The organism is Rhodococcus sp. 15-2388-1-1a, from assembly GCF_002259145.1.
Lineage (GTDB): Bacteria > Actinomycetota > Actinomycetes > Mycobacteriales > Mycobacteriaceae > Rhodococcoides.
This window is the reverse complement of the sequence record NZ_NPFP01000008.1, coordinates 407,994-425,686: the sequence shown is the minus strand read 5'-3', so window position 1 is coordinate 425,686 and position 17,693 is coordinate 407,994. Positions and strand designations below refer to the sequence as shown.

Sequence of the window (17,693 nt, the reverse complement as noted above, 5' to 3'; positions counted from 1 at the left end):
TCAGTCGATGTCGGCGGACTCGCGGTGCTTGCGCAGTTCGTGGATCTCTTTCTCGAAGTCCTCGGCCGAACTGAACGAGCGGTAGACCGAAGCAAAGCGCAGGTAGGCCACTTCGTCGAGATCACGGAGCGGACCGAGAATGGCCAACCCCACTTCGTTGCTGGGGATCTCCGCGGATCCCGCGGCACGGATGGCGTCCTCGACCTGCTGCGCCAGCAGGTTCAGCGCGTCGTTGTCGACGTCTCTGCCCTGGCAGGCGCGTCGGACTCCTTTGACGACCTTTTCGCGGCTGAACGGCTCGGTCACGCCGCTGCGCTTCACGACCGCGAGCACTGCGGCCTCGACGGTGGTGAATCGACGGCCGCACTCCGGGCAGGAGCGACGACGCCGGATTGCTTGGCCCTCGTCCATCTCACGCGAGTCGACCACGCGTGAGTCGGGATGCCTGCAGAACGGGCAATGCATGAGGGGTCCTCCGTCGTAGCCGATGCTCCGACGACGAGCACGCACATCGGGGCAGTCTGTCGAGGATACTCAGTCCTCGCGAACCCGACGGGGCCGGTGGTCATCTGCCGGGCGTGTACTCGACGAGAGCTCCGTCGTGCACTTCCACCACACCGACCGGCTGCGCACCTGCATCGGGAGCAGCCGCCCGCAGGTTCGCGATGCCGATCAGGCCACCTGCGACGACCAGGACCGCCAACACCGTCAGCACGAGCGATCGCAGCCGAACCGGCTGGCCCGCGAAGTGCGCGGAGGTCGCGTCGAACTCGCGATCGGCCTCCTCGCGATCGGTGACGTCGGTCCACGACGGATCGAGGACCGGAAGGCACGGTGCGCTCTGCGTACGGGGTGCCGTGACGCCGTGCATCCCGATGGGACTCTGCAGAACGGGACGCGCCCGGCGACGACGCTCGACGACAGTGGACCGGGCACGGACACCGGCGGCGGTGGGGCGATCGGTGATGATGGTCATCGGAACCTCGACTTCGCTCGTTGGATCGATTGTTCGATCAGGCGTTCGATGGACGCTTGTTCGAAGTTCTATCACGAGCCTCCGACAAAGTCTGCAGAAAACGCGACACGAGTCGAACAGATGTTTGATTCAACAGCTGATACACGCTAGATTCGTGTCAGAAACCACACGCCACACGAGTCGACACCATCAACTCCAGTCCGCGCAGACCTACCACGCAGACCGGATCCCAGGACACCAGCAGGAGGCCGACAGCATGAAGGACGAGACCTCGACGAGGTCGACCACGCGTTCCACGACGACGGGTTCCAGGACGACCGGAGCCAAGGCGACCGCCACCAAGGCCGCGGCGGGAAAGCCGGCCGCGGAACCGACCTCCAAGGCCATGGAGGTCGGCACCGATATCAGTGCGGGTCTGACCGAGCGGCAGCGGAAGGTACTCGAGGTCATTCGCGCGTCGGTCACCGAGCGCGGCTACCCGCCGAGCATCCGGGAGATCGGAGACGCGGTCGGTCTGACCTCGACCTCCTCCGTTGCCCACCAGCTGCGCACCCTCGAACGCAAGGGCTTCCTCAGGCGCGACGCCAACCGTCCCCGAGCCGTCGACGTCCGCGGTCTCGACGAGGTGCAGGCCGATCAGGCTGCCGCCGCGGTCGACGGTTCGTCGGCGTCCGAGGAACAGGATCGGTTGCCGACCCCGACGTTCGTTCCGGTACTGGGCCGGATCGCCGCAGGCGGTCCCATCCTGGCCGAGGAAGCCGTCGAGGACGTGTTCCCACTCCCCCGCGAGCTGGTCGGTCAGGGTTCGCTGTTTCTGCTGAAGGTGGTCGGCGAGTCGATGATCGATGCGGCCATCTGCGACGGTGACTGGGTGGTGGTTCGTCAGCAGTCCGTGGCCGACAACGGCGACATCGTCGCTGCGATGATCGACGGCGAGGCCACCGTCAAGACGTTCAAGCGGTCCAAGGGCGAGGTGTGGCTGCTGCCGCACAACCCGCTGTTCGAGCCGATTCCGGGCAACAACGCCGCGATCCTCGGCAAGGTCGTCACCGTGATGCGCAAGCTGTAGGGATCGTCACCGAAGACACACGCGAAGGGCCGCAGCACAGTGTGCTGCGGCCCTTCGCGTGTTCTTCGGATCAGCGGATCACAGATTCAATCCGCGGCCGATGATCTCCTTCATGATTTCTGTGGTGCCGCCGTAGATGGTCTGCACACGAGAATCCATGTACGCCTTGGCGATCGGGTATTCCTTCATGTAGCCGTAGCCGCCGTGCAGCTGCAGGCACCGGTCGATCAGTTTGACCTGATTCTCGGTGGTCCACCATTTCGCCATCGCGGCTTCCTGGACGGTCAGGGTGCCCGCGTTGAGCAGTTCGATGAACTTGTCCACCATGATGCGGGTGGCGGTGGTCTCGGTCGCCAACTCCGCCAACACGAATCGGGTGTTCTGGAACTTGCCGATCGACTTTCCGAAGGCCTTGCGATCGCGGCAGTACTGGATCGTCATGTCCAGCGCAGATTCCATGGCCGCAGCGGCGACAACAGCGATCGAGAGCCGTTCCTGAGGAAGATTCTGCATGAGGTAGATGAAGCCCATGCCTTCTTCACCGAGCAGGTTGGCCGCGGGCACGCGAACGTCGGTGAAGCTGAGTTCGGCTGTGTCCTGGGCCTTCATACCGATCTTGTCGAGATTGCGGCCACGCTCGAAACCGGGCATGTCGCGCTCGACGACCAGCAGGCTGAAGCCCTGGGCACCCTTCTCGGGGTCGGTGCAGGCTACGACGATGATCAGATCGGCGTTGATTCCGTTGGTGATGAACGTCTTCGAGCCGTTCAATACCCAGTCGTCGCCGTCGCGAACGGCCTTGGTCTTGATGCCCTGCAGGTCGCTTCCGGTACCCGGCTCGGTCATGGCGATCGCGGTGATCAGCTCACCCGAACAGAATCCGGGGAGCCAACGCTGCTTCTGCTCGTCGTTGGCCAGCTCGATCAAGTACGGCGCGACGACGTCGTTGTGCAGGGTGAAGCCGATGCCGCTGTAGCCGCCGCGAGTGGTTTCCTCGGTGACGATGGCGTTGTAGCGAAAGTCCTTGACTCCGCCGCCGCCGAATTCCTCGGGCGCTGCCGTTCCGAGGAAGCCCTGCTTACCGGCCTCGACCCAGACACCGCGATCGACGATGTTCTGCTCTTCCCACTTCGCGTGGTTCGGTGCCACGTGCTGATCGAGAAATTTCCGGTACGACTCCCGGAACAGCTCGTGCTCGGGCTCGAAAAGTGTGCGTTCCACGAATGTCTCCTTGTTCGGTGCATACCGACAGCGACCACGCGAAATCTCTACGGATCTCGGTCGCCGGTACGACTGACGTCACAGGCAAACACTACGTCCGCGGTGTCGAGGCGGTCGATGACCAAAACGCGCGCGATCCGTGACCGACCCCGCTAACGACCTCGTTTGCCTGCACTCCTCGCGAGCGCCGAGACGATCGGGTAGCCGACGAGGATGCCGACCGAACCCCACGCGATACCGCCGAGCTCGACCGATCCGACAGCCAGTGTCAGGTCACCGATGCCGGCGACGAGCGCCGCAGCAACGACCATGAGATTGACCGGATCGGTGAAGTCGACCTTCGCGTCGGTCCAGATACGAACGCCCAGTAGCCCGATGAGTCCGTACAGCACCAGGGTTGCTCCCCCGATGACGCCGTCGGGCACGGTGAAGATCAGGGCTCCGAACTTGGGCGAGAACGCGAGCACTATCGCAGTGAAGGCCGCGACCCAGTACGCGGCCGTCGAATAGACGCGGGTGGCGGCCATGACCCCGATGTTCTCGGCGTACGTGGTGGTGCCCGAGCCACCGGCGGCTCCGGCCAGGGTGGTCGCCAACCCGTCGGCGATCAGTGCGTCACCGGCCACGTCGTCGAGGTTCTTGCCGGTCATCGCCGCGACGGCCTTGACGTGTCCGACGTTCTCGGCGACCAGGACGATCACCACCGGTAGCGCCACCAGGATCACCGACAGCTCGAACGACGGTCCACGGAACTCGGGCAGGCCGATCCAGTTCGCCGCGCTCAGCGCGTCGAGGCGTGGTTGCGCGATTCCGCCGGTGACAGCGGCGAACACCCAACCGACGACGACACCGACCAGAATTCCCAGTCGCCCGAGCAGTCCGGGTCCGATCGCCGTGGCCAACAGGATGGCGACCAGCGTGACTGCGGCGATGAGCGGCTGCGCCTCGAACGACGTCGTCGCGGCCGGGGCCAGATTCAGCCCGATCAACACGACCACGGCACCGGTCACCACGGGCGGCATGGCGGCGTCGAGTACGCGCCGACCGGCGATCTTGACCACGACGCCGATGGCCGCGAGCACGAGACCGACGCACAGAACGGCACCGAGCTGCGCGGCCGGGCCGTTCGCCTGGGTGGCACCGAGCGGAGCCAGGAATGCGAAGGACGATCCGAGGTAGCTCGGCACCCGCCCCCGGGTGATGATCAGGAACAGCACCGTTCCGATGCCCGAGAACAGCAGAGTCGTCGACACCGGGAAGCCGGTGATCGTCGGAACGAGCAACGTGGCACCGAACATGGCGACGACGTGCTGCATCCCGATGCCGACGGTGCGCGGCCACGTCAATCGCTCGTCCGGTGCCACCACCGCTCCGGCCTCGACGGTCTTTCCGTTTCCGTGCAGCGCCCAACCCAGATTTCTCATGATGGGAAAAAGACTATTGCGTCAGCCGAGGATCGCGCTCACTGCCTCACGGGCAGCGGCGGTGCTGTCCGTTTTCAGCGCTGCGGCGGCCGCTTCCTTGCACTGAGCAAGCGTGACCGTGGCCAATTTGGAACCCACATGCGCGACGGCGGCCGACGCTGCAGACAGAGAGGTGATGCCGAGCCCGACCAACACACAGGCCAGCAGTGGATCGGCAGCGGCCTCGCCGCAGACTCCGACCGGCTTGCCTGCCTTGGCACCCGCGGCAGCGGTGTGGGCCACCAGTGCCAGCACGGCCGGCTGCCACGGATCGGTGAGACCGGCGAGCTGTGCAGACATGCGGTCGGCGGCCATCGTGTACTGCGCCAGGTCGTTGGTGCCGATGGACAGGAAGTCCACGTGCTCGAGGATGTGCTCGGCGAGGAGCGCGGCTGCGGGCACCTCGATCATGACACCGGGCGTCAGTCCTCGTTCACGGACGTCGGCGGCGAAATCCTTCGCCTCCAGCGCGGTTGCGATCATCGGAGCCATCACCCACGGGGAGGAATCGGTCGCCTTCGCGGCTGCTGCGATGCCGTCGAGTTGGCGGTACAGAATCCCGCGGTCGGCCTCGGCGATACGGATGCCGCGAATGCCGAGGGCCGGATTGGCCTCGTCGGGATGGGTGGCGAACCTCAGCGGCTTGTCCGAGCCGGCGTCGAGAGTCCGCACGACGACCTTCTTGCCTGCGAACGCGTCGAGTACCTGGGCGTAGATCTCGGCCTGCTCGTCGACGGTGGGTTCGGAGTCGCGGTCGAGGAAGCACAGTTCGGTACGAAACAGTCCGACGCCGTCCGCTGCGCTGGACCGCGCTGCGCGAGCACCGGCACCGTCCTGGACGTTGGCGAGAATGTCGACTGCATGGCCGTCGGCGGTGGTACCGGGACCGACCCACTGCGATACCCGGTCGAGCTCGTCGCGGGCAGACACGACGGCAGCGCGGGCCGAGTCGGCATCGGGTTCGAGGTCGATGCGGCCGCTGGTTCCGTCGACCGATGCGTTCGTACCGGCAGCGATGTCGTCGAGCCCTGCCACGGCGACGATGCACGGGATGCCGAGCTGGCGGGCGATGATCGCGGTGTGGCTGGTCGGACCTCCGAGCGAGGTCGCCAGTCCGACGATCAGGGTGGGATCGAGGCCCGCGGTGTCGGCCGGCGCAAGGTCGTCCGCGAACAGGATCGACGGTTCGTCCGGCACGGGAACACCGGGCTCCGGAACACCCAGGATCTCGGCGATGACGCGGTCGCGGATGTCGCGTAGGTCTGTCACTCGCTCGGCCATCAGACCGCCGAGTTGGGTGAACATGGCAGCGAATTTCTCCGTGGCCGCAGCGGTTGCGGTGACGGCAGAACTGCCCTTGGCGATCGAGGAGCGAGCGGCACCGAGCCACCCGCGATCGGTTGCCATCGCGGCGTTGGCGGACAGAACCTCCGACGCAGCGCCGGTCGCGAGTTCTGCGCGGCCGCGCAATCGGGTGGCGACGGCGTTTGCCGCGGCATCGAACACAGCCTTCTCCGACTCCCGATCGGCCTCGGCAACCTCGCCGGTATCGGCGGGAATGGACGGACGGGCACCGGGACGAATGACGGGACCGTATCCGACACCGGGCACGACGGGCGTGCCGCGCAGTGTCGTCTGCGCTGCTCCGGTCCCGGCAGCGTCGACTGTCGTGTCTGCGTGTCCGGTCGACGCGGTGCTAACCGATCCCGTCATGTGATCCTCCTCGAATCCTGCGTGAACAAAAGGTCATCGCATCTGTTCTGCGAGCTGTGGCGCACTCAATCGCTTGCCTGTGTTGTGACCGAGATTACTCCAAAGCCTTGACATGTCAACACACACGGGCGTAAAACAACATAAAGCAACATCAACCGGGAAGGAGACGCAGGTGTACGCCGAAGAACGACAGCACGCGATTGCCGAACTGATCAGTACGCACGGCCGCGTCTCCGTCAACGATCTGTCCGCCACGTACGGCGTCACCACCGAAACCGTGCGGCGCGACCTCGCCACTCTCGACCGAATGGGAGTCGTCCGTCGCGTCCACGGTGGAGCAGTACCCGCATCCGCACTGACCACACTCGAGCCCGGCGTCTCGGAGCGAGAGTTCACCCGCGCGGATCAGAAGGACGCGATCGCAGCCGCGGCGTTGTCCTTCCTGCCTCCGGTCGGCGGTAGCGCCGTGTTCGATGCCGGCACCACAACGGGCCGGCTCGCCGGTTTGCTTCCCCACGATCGTGAGCTGACGTTGGTGACGAACTCGGTCCCGATCGCCGCTCGCGCCGCGACGATGTCGAACGTCAGCCTGCGATTGCTCGGCGGGCGTGTACGCGGTACCACCCAGGCCGCCGTCGGCGACGAAGCTCTGAGCGCCCTCGAATGGCTCCGCGTGGACGTGGCGTTCATCGGCACCAATGCCATCAGCGTCGGACACGGATTGTCCACACCCGACAGTGACGAGGCAGCGGTCAAACGTGCCATGGTCGAAGCGGCCAATCATGTTGTGGTGCTCGCAGATTCGTCGAAGATCGGCCGCGAGCATCTGGTGAGCTTCGCCCGAGTTGGATCCATCGACGTCATCGTCACCGACAGCGACATCTCGACAAACGACCGTAAGAATCTCAGCGACAAAGGAATCGAGGTGGTGATCGCATGATGGTCACACTCACGGCCAACCCGAGCATGGACCGCACGGTCACACTCGACGCACCGCTCGTCCGCGGTGGAGTACACCGGGCATCGACGTCGGCCACCGATCCGGGCGGCAAGGGCGTCAACGTCGCTCGCGTCCTCGGTGGATCGGGAGTCGAGGCGTTGGCCGTTCTCCCTGCCAACGTCGGCGACCCCCTGCTCGACGCGATGGCCGCGAAGGGAGTGCGGTATTCCGCGGTTCCGACGTCGGGGCCGGCACGGACCAACATCACGGTGAGCGAGGTCGGTGGCACCACCACCAAGATCAACGAGCCCGGTGCGACGGTGTCGGAACAGACCCGCGCCGAGCTGCGGGAGCGAATCCTTTCTCTCGCAGTCGATGCCGAATGGGTGGTGCTCTCCGGTTCGCTTCCGCCCGGTCTGCCCCTCGACTGGTACGCCGAGCTCGTCGTTGCACTGCGGGCCACCTCTGCGAAGGTCGCCGTCGACACCTCCGACGAGCCGCTCCTCGCTCTCGCGTCGGCGTTCCCGGCATCTGCTCCGGACTTGATAAAACCCAATTCCGAGGAACTTGCCCAACTGACCGGCTACGATTCCGAGGAGCTGGAAAGCGCTGCAGCACAGGGTGACCCCACTGCCGCAATCGCCGCCAGCACAATCCTTCTCGGCCGAGGCGTCGGCGCGGTACTGGCCACTCTCGGCAGTGCCGGAGCCGTACTGGTCACCGAGGACGGTTCCTGGTACGCCAGCCCGCCCCCGATCACCGCGGTCAGCACGGTCGGCGCAGGCGATTCCTCGCTCGCCGGCTACATCCTCGCCGATGCCGAGAACTGCTCCGACGCAGACAAACTTCGCCGCGCCGTCGCCTACGGAACGGCAGCCACCGCGCTTCCAGGCACCACGCTTCCACTGCCCGAGCAGACCCACCCGAATTCGGTGACGGTCCGTGCGCTCGACATCCCCACGTCCGTCACCCAATCCACGCTCTCCCCTTCTTCGAATCGTCTCTAGGAGTCTGCAATGTCCACCCCCACCGAAGATCAGCAGATCATCGCCGAGGATCTGATCCTCCTCGACGCCGATCTCGGCGAATCCAAGGAAGCCGTCATCGAACGCCTCGCAGGCGTTCTGGCTTCCGCGGGTCGCGCAACCGAGACCGATGGTCTGCGCGACGCCGCTCTGGCCCGCGAAGCGCAGTCGGCAACAGGCCTGCCCGGCGGAATCGCCATCCCGCACTGCCGCTCCGAAGCGGTCACGAGCGCTTCGCTCGGCTTCGCCCGCCTGAACCCCAAGGTCGATTTCGGTGCCCCCGACGGCCCCGCCGACCTCGTCTTCCTCATCGCAGCGCCGGCCGGTGCCGGTTCGGCCCACATGAAGCTGCTCTCGAGCCTGGCGCGCGCACTGGTCAAGCCGGAGTTCGTCACCTCGCTGCGCAACGCGTCCTCGGCAGCCGAGATCGTCTCGCTCGTCGACGGCGTCATCAACCCCGCTGCAAAGCCCGCCGCGGCGGCTCCGGCAGCAGCAGCCCCTGTGTCCACCGCCAAGCACAGCGCTGCCGCCACCCCGGCCGAGGCGTCGGCGTCGACTGCCCCCAAGCACATCGTCGCAGTCACCGCCTGCCCCACCGGAATTGCGCACACCTACATGGCTGCCGACTCGCTCGTCGCCGCAGGCGAGCGCGCCGGAGTCACCGTTCACGTCGAGACCCAGGGCTCGAGCGGCAGCACGCCGCTGGACCCCTCGATCATCGCCGGAGCCGAAGCAGTCATCTTCGCCACCGACGTGGGCGTCAAGGGCCGCGAGCGTTTCGCCGGCAAGCCCGTGATCTCCTCCGGCGTCAAGCGCGCCATCAACGAGCCCGACGTCATGCTCACCGAAGCCCTGCGCGCTGCACTGAACCCGGACGCAGCTCGCGTCGGAGGTACCGCAGTGGCCGCCGGCTCGAACGACTCCGCAGGTGAACTCGGCTGGGGCACTCGCATCCGCCAGATCCTGCTCACCGGCGTCAGCTACATGATCCCGTTCGTCGCTGCCGGTGGTCTGCTGATCGCTCTCGGCTTCCTGCTCGGCGGATACGAGATCTCCGGAGTTGCCGAGGACATCGTCGTCAACAACTCCATCACCTCGCTGCCCGAAGGTGGAATCGCCGCCTACCTCGGTGCCGTGCTCTTCCAGATCGGCGCGCTGTCCTTCAGCTTCCTGGTGCCCGCACTGGCCGGCTACATCTCCTACGCCATTGCCGACAGACCGGGTCTGGCACCAGGATTCACCGCAGGAGCGGTGGCCGTTCTGGTGGGTGCAGGCTTCATCGGCGGTCTCGTCGGTGGTCTGATCGCCGGCTTCGTCGCACTCTGGATCAGCAAGTGGAAGATCCCCGCAGTTCTGCGCGGCCTCATGCCGGTCGTCATCATTCCGCTGTTCGCCACACTCATCGTCGGCGCAATCATGTTCCTGCTGCTCGGCAAGCCCCTCGCCGCGATCACCAGTGGACTCACCGACTGGCTCAACGGCCTCAGCGGTTCCTCGGTCATCATCCTCGGCATCATTCTCGGCCTGATGATGTGCTTCGACCTCGGCGGACCGGTCAACAAGGCAGCCTATGCATTCGCAACGGCAGGCCTGTCGGTCACCGACACCGCATCGCTCCGCATCATGGCAGCGGTCATGGCCGCAGGAATGGTGCCGCCACTGGCCATGGCACTCGCCTCGACCGTTCGCGCACGCCTGTTCACCGAAGCCGAGCGCGAGAACGGCAAGGCTGCATGGTTCCTGGGAGCTGCATTCATCTCCGAGGGCGCAATCCCGTTCGCCGCGGCCGATCCGTTCCGCGTCATCCCCTCGATGATGGCCGGCGGCGCCGTGACCGGCGCGATGATCATGGCGTTCGACGTCACCCTCAGCGCACCCCACGGCGGAATCTTCGTGTTCTTCGCGATCGGCAACATCCTGTGGTTCGTCCTTTCGCTGGCAGCGGGCACCATCGTCTCCGCGTTCCTGGTCGTCTCGGCCAAGCAGTTCGTCAAGGGTAAGAACGCCCCGTCGGACGCCGAACTCGATCCCGCACTCGCCACCGTCTGACACTCGCTACGATCGCAACAACCCCACTACGAAGGAGCACCATGCCCAGCACCACAGTCGCCGTCGGATCCTCGATCGGTCTGCACGCCCGCCCCGCAGCACTGATCGCCGACGCCGTCGCCGAAGCCGGAGTAGACGTCACCCTCGCAGTGGCCGACTCGGAGCCGGTGGATGCAGGTTCGGCCCTGATGATCATGACGCTCGGAGCCACCAAGGGCACCGAAGTCACGGTCACCAGCGACGACCAGGCAGCACTCGACAAGGTGGTCGCACTCGTCGAAGCAGACTTGGATGCATAGGTCGTTCCGCAGGCTCCACTCCTGCGACGCCTAACGAGAACGCATCGATCGCCGGACGGTGAATCCCACCGCTCCGACGATCAGCACCACCCCGGCAGCGACGGCCGCTCGGAATCCCCATTCCGAGTAGTCCGTCGCTGTCGGCGTCTGCGCCGGCTGTTCGGGAACGACGGTCGGCGATACCGGAACCACGGCAACGGGTTCGGGGGCGGACATATCGAGTGCTACCGCGTCGGGGATCCTCAGAATGGGCGGAAGCGCAGCCTCTGTGGGGCCGAATCCTGCCTCGGATGCGATCAGCAAGGAACCGTCGTCGGTGAACACCACTGCCTCGCCCTGCGGCTGATCGGGCAGTGGCACCACGGCACGAGACGCTGTCGGATCGACCAATGCCGACGCGATGTCCCCGTCCGACGGGCGGAAGAGGTAGGCGTCGGTGTAGGTGCGCACCGCGGCGACGGTGCCGTCGGCGCTCACCGCTCCCCCGGTCGCCAGAATCGAGCCGACCACGAACGGCGGCCCACCGACCGTGTCCGTTGCGGTGAACGCCAGATCTCCGACCTTGCGCATCGGCGTCGGCCCGGGGCTGTCCAGATCGGCGACGGACTCGTCGCCGGCAGGTACGTACACCCCGCTCACGCCCGAAAGCTCCTTGGTGACGATCACCGGCCTACCACCGGGCTCGATCAGTATCGTCTCGGCGTCGTGCGGGCCGTCGGGGTAGGTCAGTCGGTACAGCTCGCCCGCACCCGATGCCGGGTCCATCCGCGTCAGTGCCACTGTGTCGCGGCGCATCTGATTGTCGCCGATGTCGGCCAACCACAGCGAGCCGTCGTACGAAGTCAGGTCCTCCACGTCGTACGGGTCGACGGGAACGTCGATCCATCGCTCGACGGCGCAGTCGGCACCGAGCACAGCGACCCGATCATCGGCTCCGCTGTCTCCGATTGCGTAGAGGACCCCGTCGATCGAGGTCAGCCCCGACAACTCGACGAGGCCAGGATCGGTTGGTCGACAGTACGTTTCGGTCTCGATCGGCGCAGCGAAGGCAGTTCCCGAGAACGCGATCGTCGTAGCGACCGCAGCCGCGGCCGCTCCGCACACCACCAGCCGTGGCCCCACCGAGTTCAGACGCTGGGAACGGTCGCCGTGAACTCGACGAGAGCTGCCGCAAGCGATTGCGGCACACGAGCTTCCACGCGCGTGCCCTCTTCCTCATGGGTCGATTTCACGATCCGGCCGTCGGTGTGGATTCGCGCGACCAGATCACCACGCGTGTAGGGCACGAGGACGTCGACCAGCACGTCCGGCTCGGAGAGGATCTCGGCCAAGTGATCGCGCAGGGCGTCGATGCCCTCGCCGGTCTTGGCCGAGACGAACCGCGCGCCGTCGAGCAGTCCGCGCAGCTGGGTCAGCTGCACCGGATCGGCAGCGTCGATCTTGTTGACCACCAACAACTCCGGCGGCATCTTCGCATCCTGCTCGCGAACCACCTCGGTGATCACCTCGCGCACGGCCTTGATCTGATCGATAGGAAGAGGATCCGATCCGTCGACCACGTGCAGCAGCAGATCTGCGTCGGTGACTTCCTCGAGCGTCGAGCGGAACGCTTCGACCAACTGAGTCGGCAGATGCCGAACGAAGCCGACGGTGTCGGTCAGCACGATCTCGCGGCCGTCTTCGAGCGTCGACTTGCGCGTGGTGGGATCGAGGGTGGCGAACAATGCGTTCTGAACCAACACCCCGGATCCGGTCAGCGCATTCAACAGACTGGATTTGCCTGCGTTCGTGTACCCCACGATCGCGATGGACGGCACCGTACCGCTCAGGCGCTGTTCGCGTTTGGTGTCGCGGGCCTGCTTCATGCCCTTGATCTCGCGGCGCAGCTTGGCCATTCGCTCACGGATGCGTCGACGGTCGGTCTCGATCTTCGTCTCACCCGGTCCGCGCAGACCCACACCACCGTTGCTGCCTGCGCGTCCACCGGCCTGCCGCGACATGGATTCGCCCCAGCCGCGAAGCCTGGGCAACATGTATTCCATCTGCGCGAAGGCGACCTGCGCCTTGCCTTCTCGCGAGGTCGCGTGCTGGGCGAAGATGTCGAGGATCAGCGCGGTGCGGTCGATGACCTTGACCTTGACCACCTTCTCCAGCGCATTGAGCTGAGCAGGCGTCAGTTCACCGTCGCAGATCACCGTGTCGGCACCGGTCGCGAGGACGATATCGCGTACCTCCTTGGCCTTACCGGAACCGATGTACGTCGCGGCATCGGGCTTGTCGCGTCGCTGCATCAGCGCTTCGAGTACCTCCGAGCCGGCGGTCTCGGCCAGAGCAGCCAATTCGGTCATGCTGGACTCGGCCTGCGCGGCCGTGCCGGTCGTCCAGACTCCGACCAATACGACGCGTTCGAGGCGCAACTGCCGGTACTCGACCTCGGTGACGTCGGTGAGCTCGGTGGACAGTCCGGCCACTCGACGAAGCGCGGTGCGGTCTTCGAGCTGCATGTCGCCGGAGGATGGCGAGTTCTCGTCGTTCAGCGGAGACCGAGCCAGTCGCCTCGACCACGCGTCGGACTCTTCACGAGTCCAGGCGGATTCGGTATCGGGAGCACCGTCGACCTCGTCACGACTGTCGTCGACCGGTTCGCCCGCAGGGGATGTTTCATGTGAGTTCGTCATACGAGCTCCATGATCCACGAAAACCCCAGCGTATGCACGCGGGTTTCGGTCCACGCCGAGACCGAGGTCCGTGCGATCGTCAGGACTGCGCCTTCAGCCACCGGTCGTCGATCTCACCGCGGGCCAGCAGCACCGATGGTCCGCGCAGGGTGGCCCCGACGTGATCGATGTTCACACGTACCCGACCGCCGAGCACACCGACACTCACCTCACCGGTCTCGAGGCCCTCGAAGGACAGAGCGGCCGCGGCCGCCGCCACTGTTCCGGTGCCACACGATCGCGTCTCCCCGACACCGCGCTCGAACACGCGCATCTCGACGCCGCCGTCGTCGAGCCTGGTCAGGATCTCGACGTTCGCACCGTGGGGAAAGAACTCGGAGTCCAGTGTCGGCGGCGCGGACAAGTCGAGAGCGCGGAGAGATTCGCGCGTCAACGCACCGTCGACACAGGCCAGATGAGGATTCCCGACGTCGATGCCGACGCCCTCGTACGTTCCGCCTGCAAGCGTCACCGAGCTCGAGCCCATCAGCGTGACGTCGCCCATCGCCACGGTGACATCGGCGTCGGTGTCGTCGAACGAGTGGACGGTCACAGCGCGTGCGCCGGCCCGTGAACCCACCACGAACTGGTCGCGTTGTTCGAGATCGCGCACCCGAAGGTAGTGCGCGAACACACGGACACCGTTACCGCACATCTCGGCAATGGTGCCGTCGCCGTTGCGGTAGTCCATGAACCAGTCGTCGGGCTCGACACCCGACGGAATTCGATCGAGTACGCCTGCATCTCGGAGCACACCGGCCCGCGCGACGCGCAGAATGCCGTCGGCACCGAGACCCTGGCGTCGATCGCACAACACCGAGACCGCCGACCTGGTGAGTTCGAGCTCGGCTGCCGGATCCGGCAGTACGACGAAGTCGTTCTGAGTTCCGTGGCCTTTGGCGAATTCCATGGCCGCGAGTCTACGTGGGCTCGGCTACGAGGGGTCGATCGCGGACAGGGCGTCCGACATCAGCGTGGGCGAGGTGCCGTCGAGCCAACGGACGCGTTCGTCGCGGCGAAACCACGATCGTTGGCGTCGCACGTAGCGTCTGGTTCCGATGAACGTCCGTTCGCGAGCGAACTCGACGTCGTACTCCCCCGCCAGCACATCGAGAGCCTGCGCGTACCCGATCGCGCGCGACGCGGTGACGCCCTCACGCAGTCCCAGGGCGAGCAGCCCGTCCACCTCGTCGAGCAGTCCGGTCTCGAACATCAGCCGAGTGCGCTCGGCGATCCGCTCGTCCAGTTCGACGGTGTCGCGATCGACACCCAATATCACTGTGCCCCAACGTGGTTCACCGATCTTCGGTGCCGACGCCGCGAACGGCTGCCCCGTCAGCTCCACCACCTCCAGCGCGCGGACCATGCGACGACCGTCGGTGGGCAGAATGGACGCGGCGGCTTCGGGGTCGGCCGCCGTCAACGCGCGATGGATCTCCTCGACACCGTCGCGTTCGAGGACTGCTTCCCATTTCGCTCGGACGACGGGGTCGGTGGCCGGAAAGGCCCACTCGTCGAGCAGCGATTGCACGTACATCATCGATCCGCCGACGACGATCGGTCGCAATCCGCGCGATCTGATGTCCTCGACGTCGGCGACCGCAGCTTCTTGATACCGCGCGACGGTAGCGATGTCGGTGACCTCGAGCACATCGAGTTGATGGTGCGGAATTCCTCGCCGCTCCGCGACGGGCAGTTTCGCGGTGCCGATGTCCATCCCCCGGTACTGCTGCATCGCGTCGATGTTGACGATTTCGCCGCCGAATTCCTCGGCCAGATCGAGAGCCAGATCGGATTTTCCCGTGGCCGTCGGCCCGATGATCGCGATCGGAGTCGTGGCACGATCGCTCGCCCCGTCAGTCACGAGACCAGGTCCCCACGAAGTATCCGACCCCGAAGGGCGCACCGCGGTAGAGCTCGGTCGTCGTGGTCGCATCGGTTCCGGCGAGCGCTGCCAGCACCTGCCACGCCGCTCGGCCGCCGACACCGAGCGATGCGCACAGGTCCACATCCAGACCCGCCAGAGTATCGACGTCGGCCGTCGCGAGGGCATCGTCGATGCTGCGCTGGAGCTCCTCCGCGCGCTCGTCGAACGATCCGGGGGCCTTCGGAGTCAGGGTGTTCGCCCCGTCTGCCAGCACCAGAACGCCCCAGCTCTCCGCAGATGCGTCGAGCTCTCGGCGCAGCTCCTCGCCGAACTCGGCGCACCACCCGGTACTCGCATCGGCCGGGATCGTGCGGACCTCGACCGCATCGTCGGGCGCAGCCACTCCTCGTAGCCACCCGGCGATCAGAACGGCCAGCGGCAGATCCGGGTCTGCTGCAGTCTGCGCTGTGCCGCCCGACAGTCCCACCGCCACGTCGACTCCGAAGCCCCGCAACGTGCCGACCGTGGCCTCGCCGTACGTGGAGGACGTGCGATCGACGCCGACTGCCATCCAGCGGTCGACCGTCGACGCCAGGTGTGTCGTCGCGCCGACGGCGGCGGTCCGAAGATCGGCTGTTTCGGCCGCCCTCGCGCCCATCAATTCGGGGACCAGCAACGGTGGAGAGGGCACCAGGGCCGCGACACGAAACACGAGCACCACGCTAGTCGGTGACGCGACTTGGCCGGACGAGTCCACCTCGAGTCGTCTGAGCTGTTTCAATGGTCCGATCGGTCGTCACCTAGTTCAATGGTGTCCAGATCGCGATTGAGGCAGCCGTGACGCGCGGCAGAGATGAGGAACAATGACCGACCCGAACGCCGGCACCCCCACCACCCCCGAGGCTGCACCCTCGGACGCACCCGCCCAGAACCCCGGTGCCACCGCGCCCGATGCGGTGAGCCACGGCGGACCAAGGCCCGGAGGTGGACCCAAGCCGGGCGGTGGACCGAAGCCAGGTGGTGGACCCAAGCCCGGCGGCCCTGGTACAGGCGCTCCGCGTCCCGGTGGTTCGGCCGGTGCCAAACCTCACCCGACCCCCTCCCACGTCCCCACCGCGATCCCGACGGTCGCCCCGGCGAGTGATCCCAGCAAGTTCGGCCGAGTCGACGACGACGGCACCGCGTGGGTGACCACCTCCGACGGCGAACGGCAGATCGGGTCCTGGCAGGCCGGAGACGCAGCGGAAGGACTCGCGCATTTCGGTCGGCGCTACGACGATCTGGCCACCGAGGTCGGTCTGCTCGAAGCCCGATTGACCTCCGGTACGGGCGATGCCAAGAAGACCAAGGCCGCAGCGTCCGCACTCCTCGAGAGCCTGCCCACGGCGGCGGTGATCGGCGACCTCGATCTGCTCGCCAGGCGACTCGACGCGGTCGTCGAGCATTCGGACGCTGCAGCAGCGGTGGCCAAGCACGAGAAGGAGCTCGAACGCGCCGAGCACACTGCACGCAAGGAAGCACTTGCAGTCGAAGCCGAGCAGATCGGCAGCGAATCGACCCAGTGGAAGCACGCGGGAGATCGACTCCGCGAAATCCTCGACGAGTGGAAGACGATCCGCGGGGTCGACCGCAAGATCGACGACGCTCTGTGGAAGCGCTACTCCAAGGCACGGGAGAACTTCAACCGTCGCCGCGGCGCACACTTCGCCGATCTCGATCGTGAGCGCGGTGCGGCCAAGACCCGTAAGGAAGAACTGGTCGAGCGGGCCAAGGCCTTGTCGTCGTCCACGGATTGGGGTCCCACCGCAGCCGCGTTCCGCGATCTACTGGTGGAGTGGAAGGCATCCGGTCGCGCCCCACGCGATGCCGACGACGCACTGTGGAAGAACTTCAAGGCCGCGCAGGACGTGTTCTTCGCTGCCCGCAACGCTGCGGCGTCCGAGCGGGACGCCGAGTTCGAGTCCAACGCCGAGGCCAAGGAAGCCCTGCTGGCCAAGACTCACATCGATCCGAGCAAGGACCTCGATGCTGCTCGTTCGGCACTGCGCGACCTGCAGGACAAGTGGGATGCCATCGGCAAGGTTCCGCGCGAGAAGATGCAGGAACTCGAAGGCAAGCTGAGGGCGATCGAGAAGTCCGTCCACGACGCGGTGGAGTCGCAGTGGCGTCGTTCCGACCCCGAGGCCGTCGCCCGCGCCGCGCAGTTCCGCGAGCGGGTGGCTCAGTTCGAGGATCAGGCCGCGAAGGCGACTGCAGCAGGCAAGACCAAGGACGCCGAGCGTGCGCTTGCACAGGCGCAGCAGTGGCGCGAGTGGGCCGACGCAGCCGAGAGCGCCGTCGACGAGTTGTGATTC

At 66.1% G+C, this 17,693-nt stretch carries 16 protein-coding genes; 6 read left to right on the top strand and 10 right to left on the bottom strand.

Annotated elements, in window-relative coordinates:
- Nucleotides 1-465 carry a transcriptional regulator NrdR gene (gene nrdR, locus CH302_RS06525; RefSeq protein ID WP_008716872.1) on the bottom strand — a complete coding sequence of 155 codons (465 nt, stop codon included), beginning with the start codon at nucleotides 463-465 and terminating at the stop codon, nucleotides 1-3.
- A 100-nt stretch (nucleotides 466-565) separates the two neighbouring features.
- Nucleotides 566-976, bottom strand: a complete 411-nt coding sequence (locus CH302_RS06520) for a hypothetical protein (protein ID WP_037189495.1) — start codon at nucleotides 974-976, stop codon at nucleotides 566-568.
- 385 nt (nucleotides 977-1,361) lie between these two features.
- On the opposite strand from CH302_RS06520, the gene lexA reads away from it, so the two are divergent.
- Nucleotides 1,362-2,045, top strand: coding sequence for a transcriptional repressor LexA (gene lexA / locus CH302_RS06515; protein ID WP_037189497.1), 684 nt, complete (start codon nucleotides 1,362-1,364; stop codon nucleotides 2,043-2,045).
- A 78-nt stretch (nucleotides 2,046-2,123) separates the two neighbouring features.
- On the opposite strand, the gene CH302_RS06510 is transcribed toward lexA, so the two are convergent.
- The 3 genes from CH302_RS06510 to ptsP all read right to left on the bottom strand — a co-directional run bounded on the left by CH302_RS06510 (nucleotide 2,124) and on the right by ptsP (nucleotide 6,442).
- Nucleotides 2,124-3,266: an acyl-CoA dehydrogenase family protein gene (locus tag CH302_RS06510; RefSeq protein WP_037189498.1), complete on the bottom strand. Its 1,143-nt coding sequence runs from the start codon at nucleotides 3,264-3,266 to the stop codon at nucleotides 2,124-2,126.
- 152 nt (nucleotides 3,267-3,418) lie between these two features.
- Nucleotides 3,419-4,690: a uracil-xanthine permease family protein gene (locus tag CH302_RS06505; RefSeq protein ID WP_176460653.1), complete on the bottom strand. Its 1,272-nt coding sequence runs from the start codon at nucleotides 4,688-4,690 to the stop codon at nucleotides 3,419-3,421.
- Nucleotides 4,691-4,711: 21 nt separating this feature from the next.
- Nucleotides 4,712-6,442 (bottom strand): phosphoenolpyruvate--protein phosphotransferase, encoded by a 1,731-nt coding sequence (ptsP, locus tag CH302_RS06500; RefSeq protein WP_052047506.1) that lies wholly within the window; start codon nucleotides 6,440-6,442, stop codon nucleotides 4,712-4,714.
- 172 nt (nucleotides 6,443-6,614) lie between these two features.
- On the opposite strand from ptsP, the gene CH302_RS06495 reads away from it, so the two are divergent.
- From CH302_RS06495 to CH302_RS06480, 4 genes are read left to right on the top strand one after another with little or no spacing between them, the layout of a single operon-like run.
- Nucleotides 6,615-7,382 carry a DeoR/GlpR family DNA-binding transcription regulator gene (locus CH302_RS06495; RefSeq protein WP_037189503.1) on the top strand — a complete coding sequence of 256 codons (768 nt, stop codon included), beginning with the start codon at nucleotides 6,615-6,617 and terminating at the stop codon, nucleotides 7,380-7,382.
- Nucleotides 7,379-8,389: a 1-phosphofructokinase family hexose kinase gene (locus tag CH302_RS06490; protein WP_037189506.1), complete on the top strand. Its 1,011-nt coding sequence runs from the start codon at nucleotides 7,379-7,381 to the stop codon at nucleotides 8,387-8,389. The genes CH302_RS06495 and CH302_RS06490 overlap by 4 nt, the downstream gene beginning before the upstream one ends.
- A gap of 9 nt (nucleotides 8,390-8,398) precedes the next feature.
- On the top strand, nucleotides 8,399-10,456 hold the full coding sequence (locus tag CH302_RS06485; protein ID WP_037189509.1) for a PTS fructose transporter subunit IIABC: 2,058 nt from the start codon (nucleotides 8,399-8,401) through the stop codon (nucleotides 10,454-10,456).
- A 41-nt stretch (nucleotides 10,457-10,497) separates the two neighbouring features.
- The gene (locus CH302_RS06480; RefSeq protein WP_032377711.1) at nucleotides 10,498-10,755 is read left to right on the top strand and encodes an HPr family phosphocarrier protein; all 258 of its coding nucleotides are present in this window, start codon (nucleotides 10,498-10,500) and stop codon (nucleotides 10,753-10,755) included.
- Nucleotides 10,756-10,785: 30 nt separating this feature from the next.
- On the opposite strand, the gene CH302_RS06475 is transcribed toward CH302_RS06480, so the two are convergent.
- The 5 genes from CH302_RS06475 to CH302_RS06455 form a co-directional block, all read right to left on the bottom strand.
- Nucleotides 10,786-11,877 (bottom strand): hypothetical protein, encoded by a 1,092-nt coding sequence (locus tag CH302_RS06475; RefSeq protein ID WP_037189512.1) that lies wholly within the window; start codon nucleotides 11,875-11,877, stop codon nucleotides 10,786-10,788.
- 5 nt (nucleotides 11,878-11,882) lie between these two features.
- Nucleotides 11,883-13,433 carry a GTPase HflX gene (gene hflX / locus CH302_RS06470; RefSeq protein ID WP_037189515.1) on the bottom strand — a complete coding sequence of 517 codons (1,551 nt, stop codon included), beginning with the start codon at nucleotides 13,431-13,433 and terminating at the stop codon, nucleotides 11,883-11,885.
- Between the two features lie 79 nt (nucleotides 13,434-13,512).
- Nucleotides 13,513-14,382, bottom strand: a complete 870-nt coding sequence (dapF, locus tag CH302_RS06465) for a diaminopimelate epimerase (RefSeq protein ID WP_037189516.1) — start codon at nucleotides 14,380-14,382, stop codon at nucleotides 13,513-13,515.
- Nucleotides 14,383-14,406: 24 nt separating this feature from the next.
- The gene (miaA, locus tag CH302_RS06460; protein WP_037189517.1) at nucleotides 14,407-15,336 is read right to left on the bottom strand and encodes a tRNA (adenosine(37)-N6)-dimethylallyltransferase MiaA; all 930 of its coding nucleotides are present in this window, start codon (nucleotides 15,334-15,336) and stop codon (nucleotides 14,407-14,409) included.
- Entirely contained in the window at nucleotides 15,329-16,051 is a 723-nt protein-coding gene (locus tag CH302_RS06455; protein WP_037190110.1) for a class III extradiol dioxygenase subunit B-like domain-containing protein, read from the bottom strand. Before CH302_RS06455 ends, miaA begins: the two co-directional genes overlap by 8 nt.
- Nucleotides 16,052-16,202: 151 nt before the next feature.
- Between CH302_RS06455 and CH302_RS06450 the strand changes: the two genes are divergently transcribed.
- Nucleotides 16,203-17,690 carry a DUF349 domain-containing protein gene (locus tag CH302_RS06450; protein WP_230596217.1) on the top strand — a complete coding sequence of 496 codons (1,488 nt, stop codon included), beginning with the start codon at nucleotides 16,203-16,205 and terminating at the stop codon, nucleotides 17,688-17,690.
- The last annotated feature ends 3 nt before the right edge of the window (nucleotides 17,691-17,693 follow it).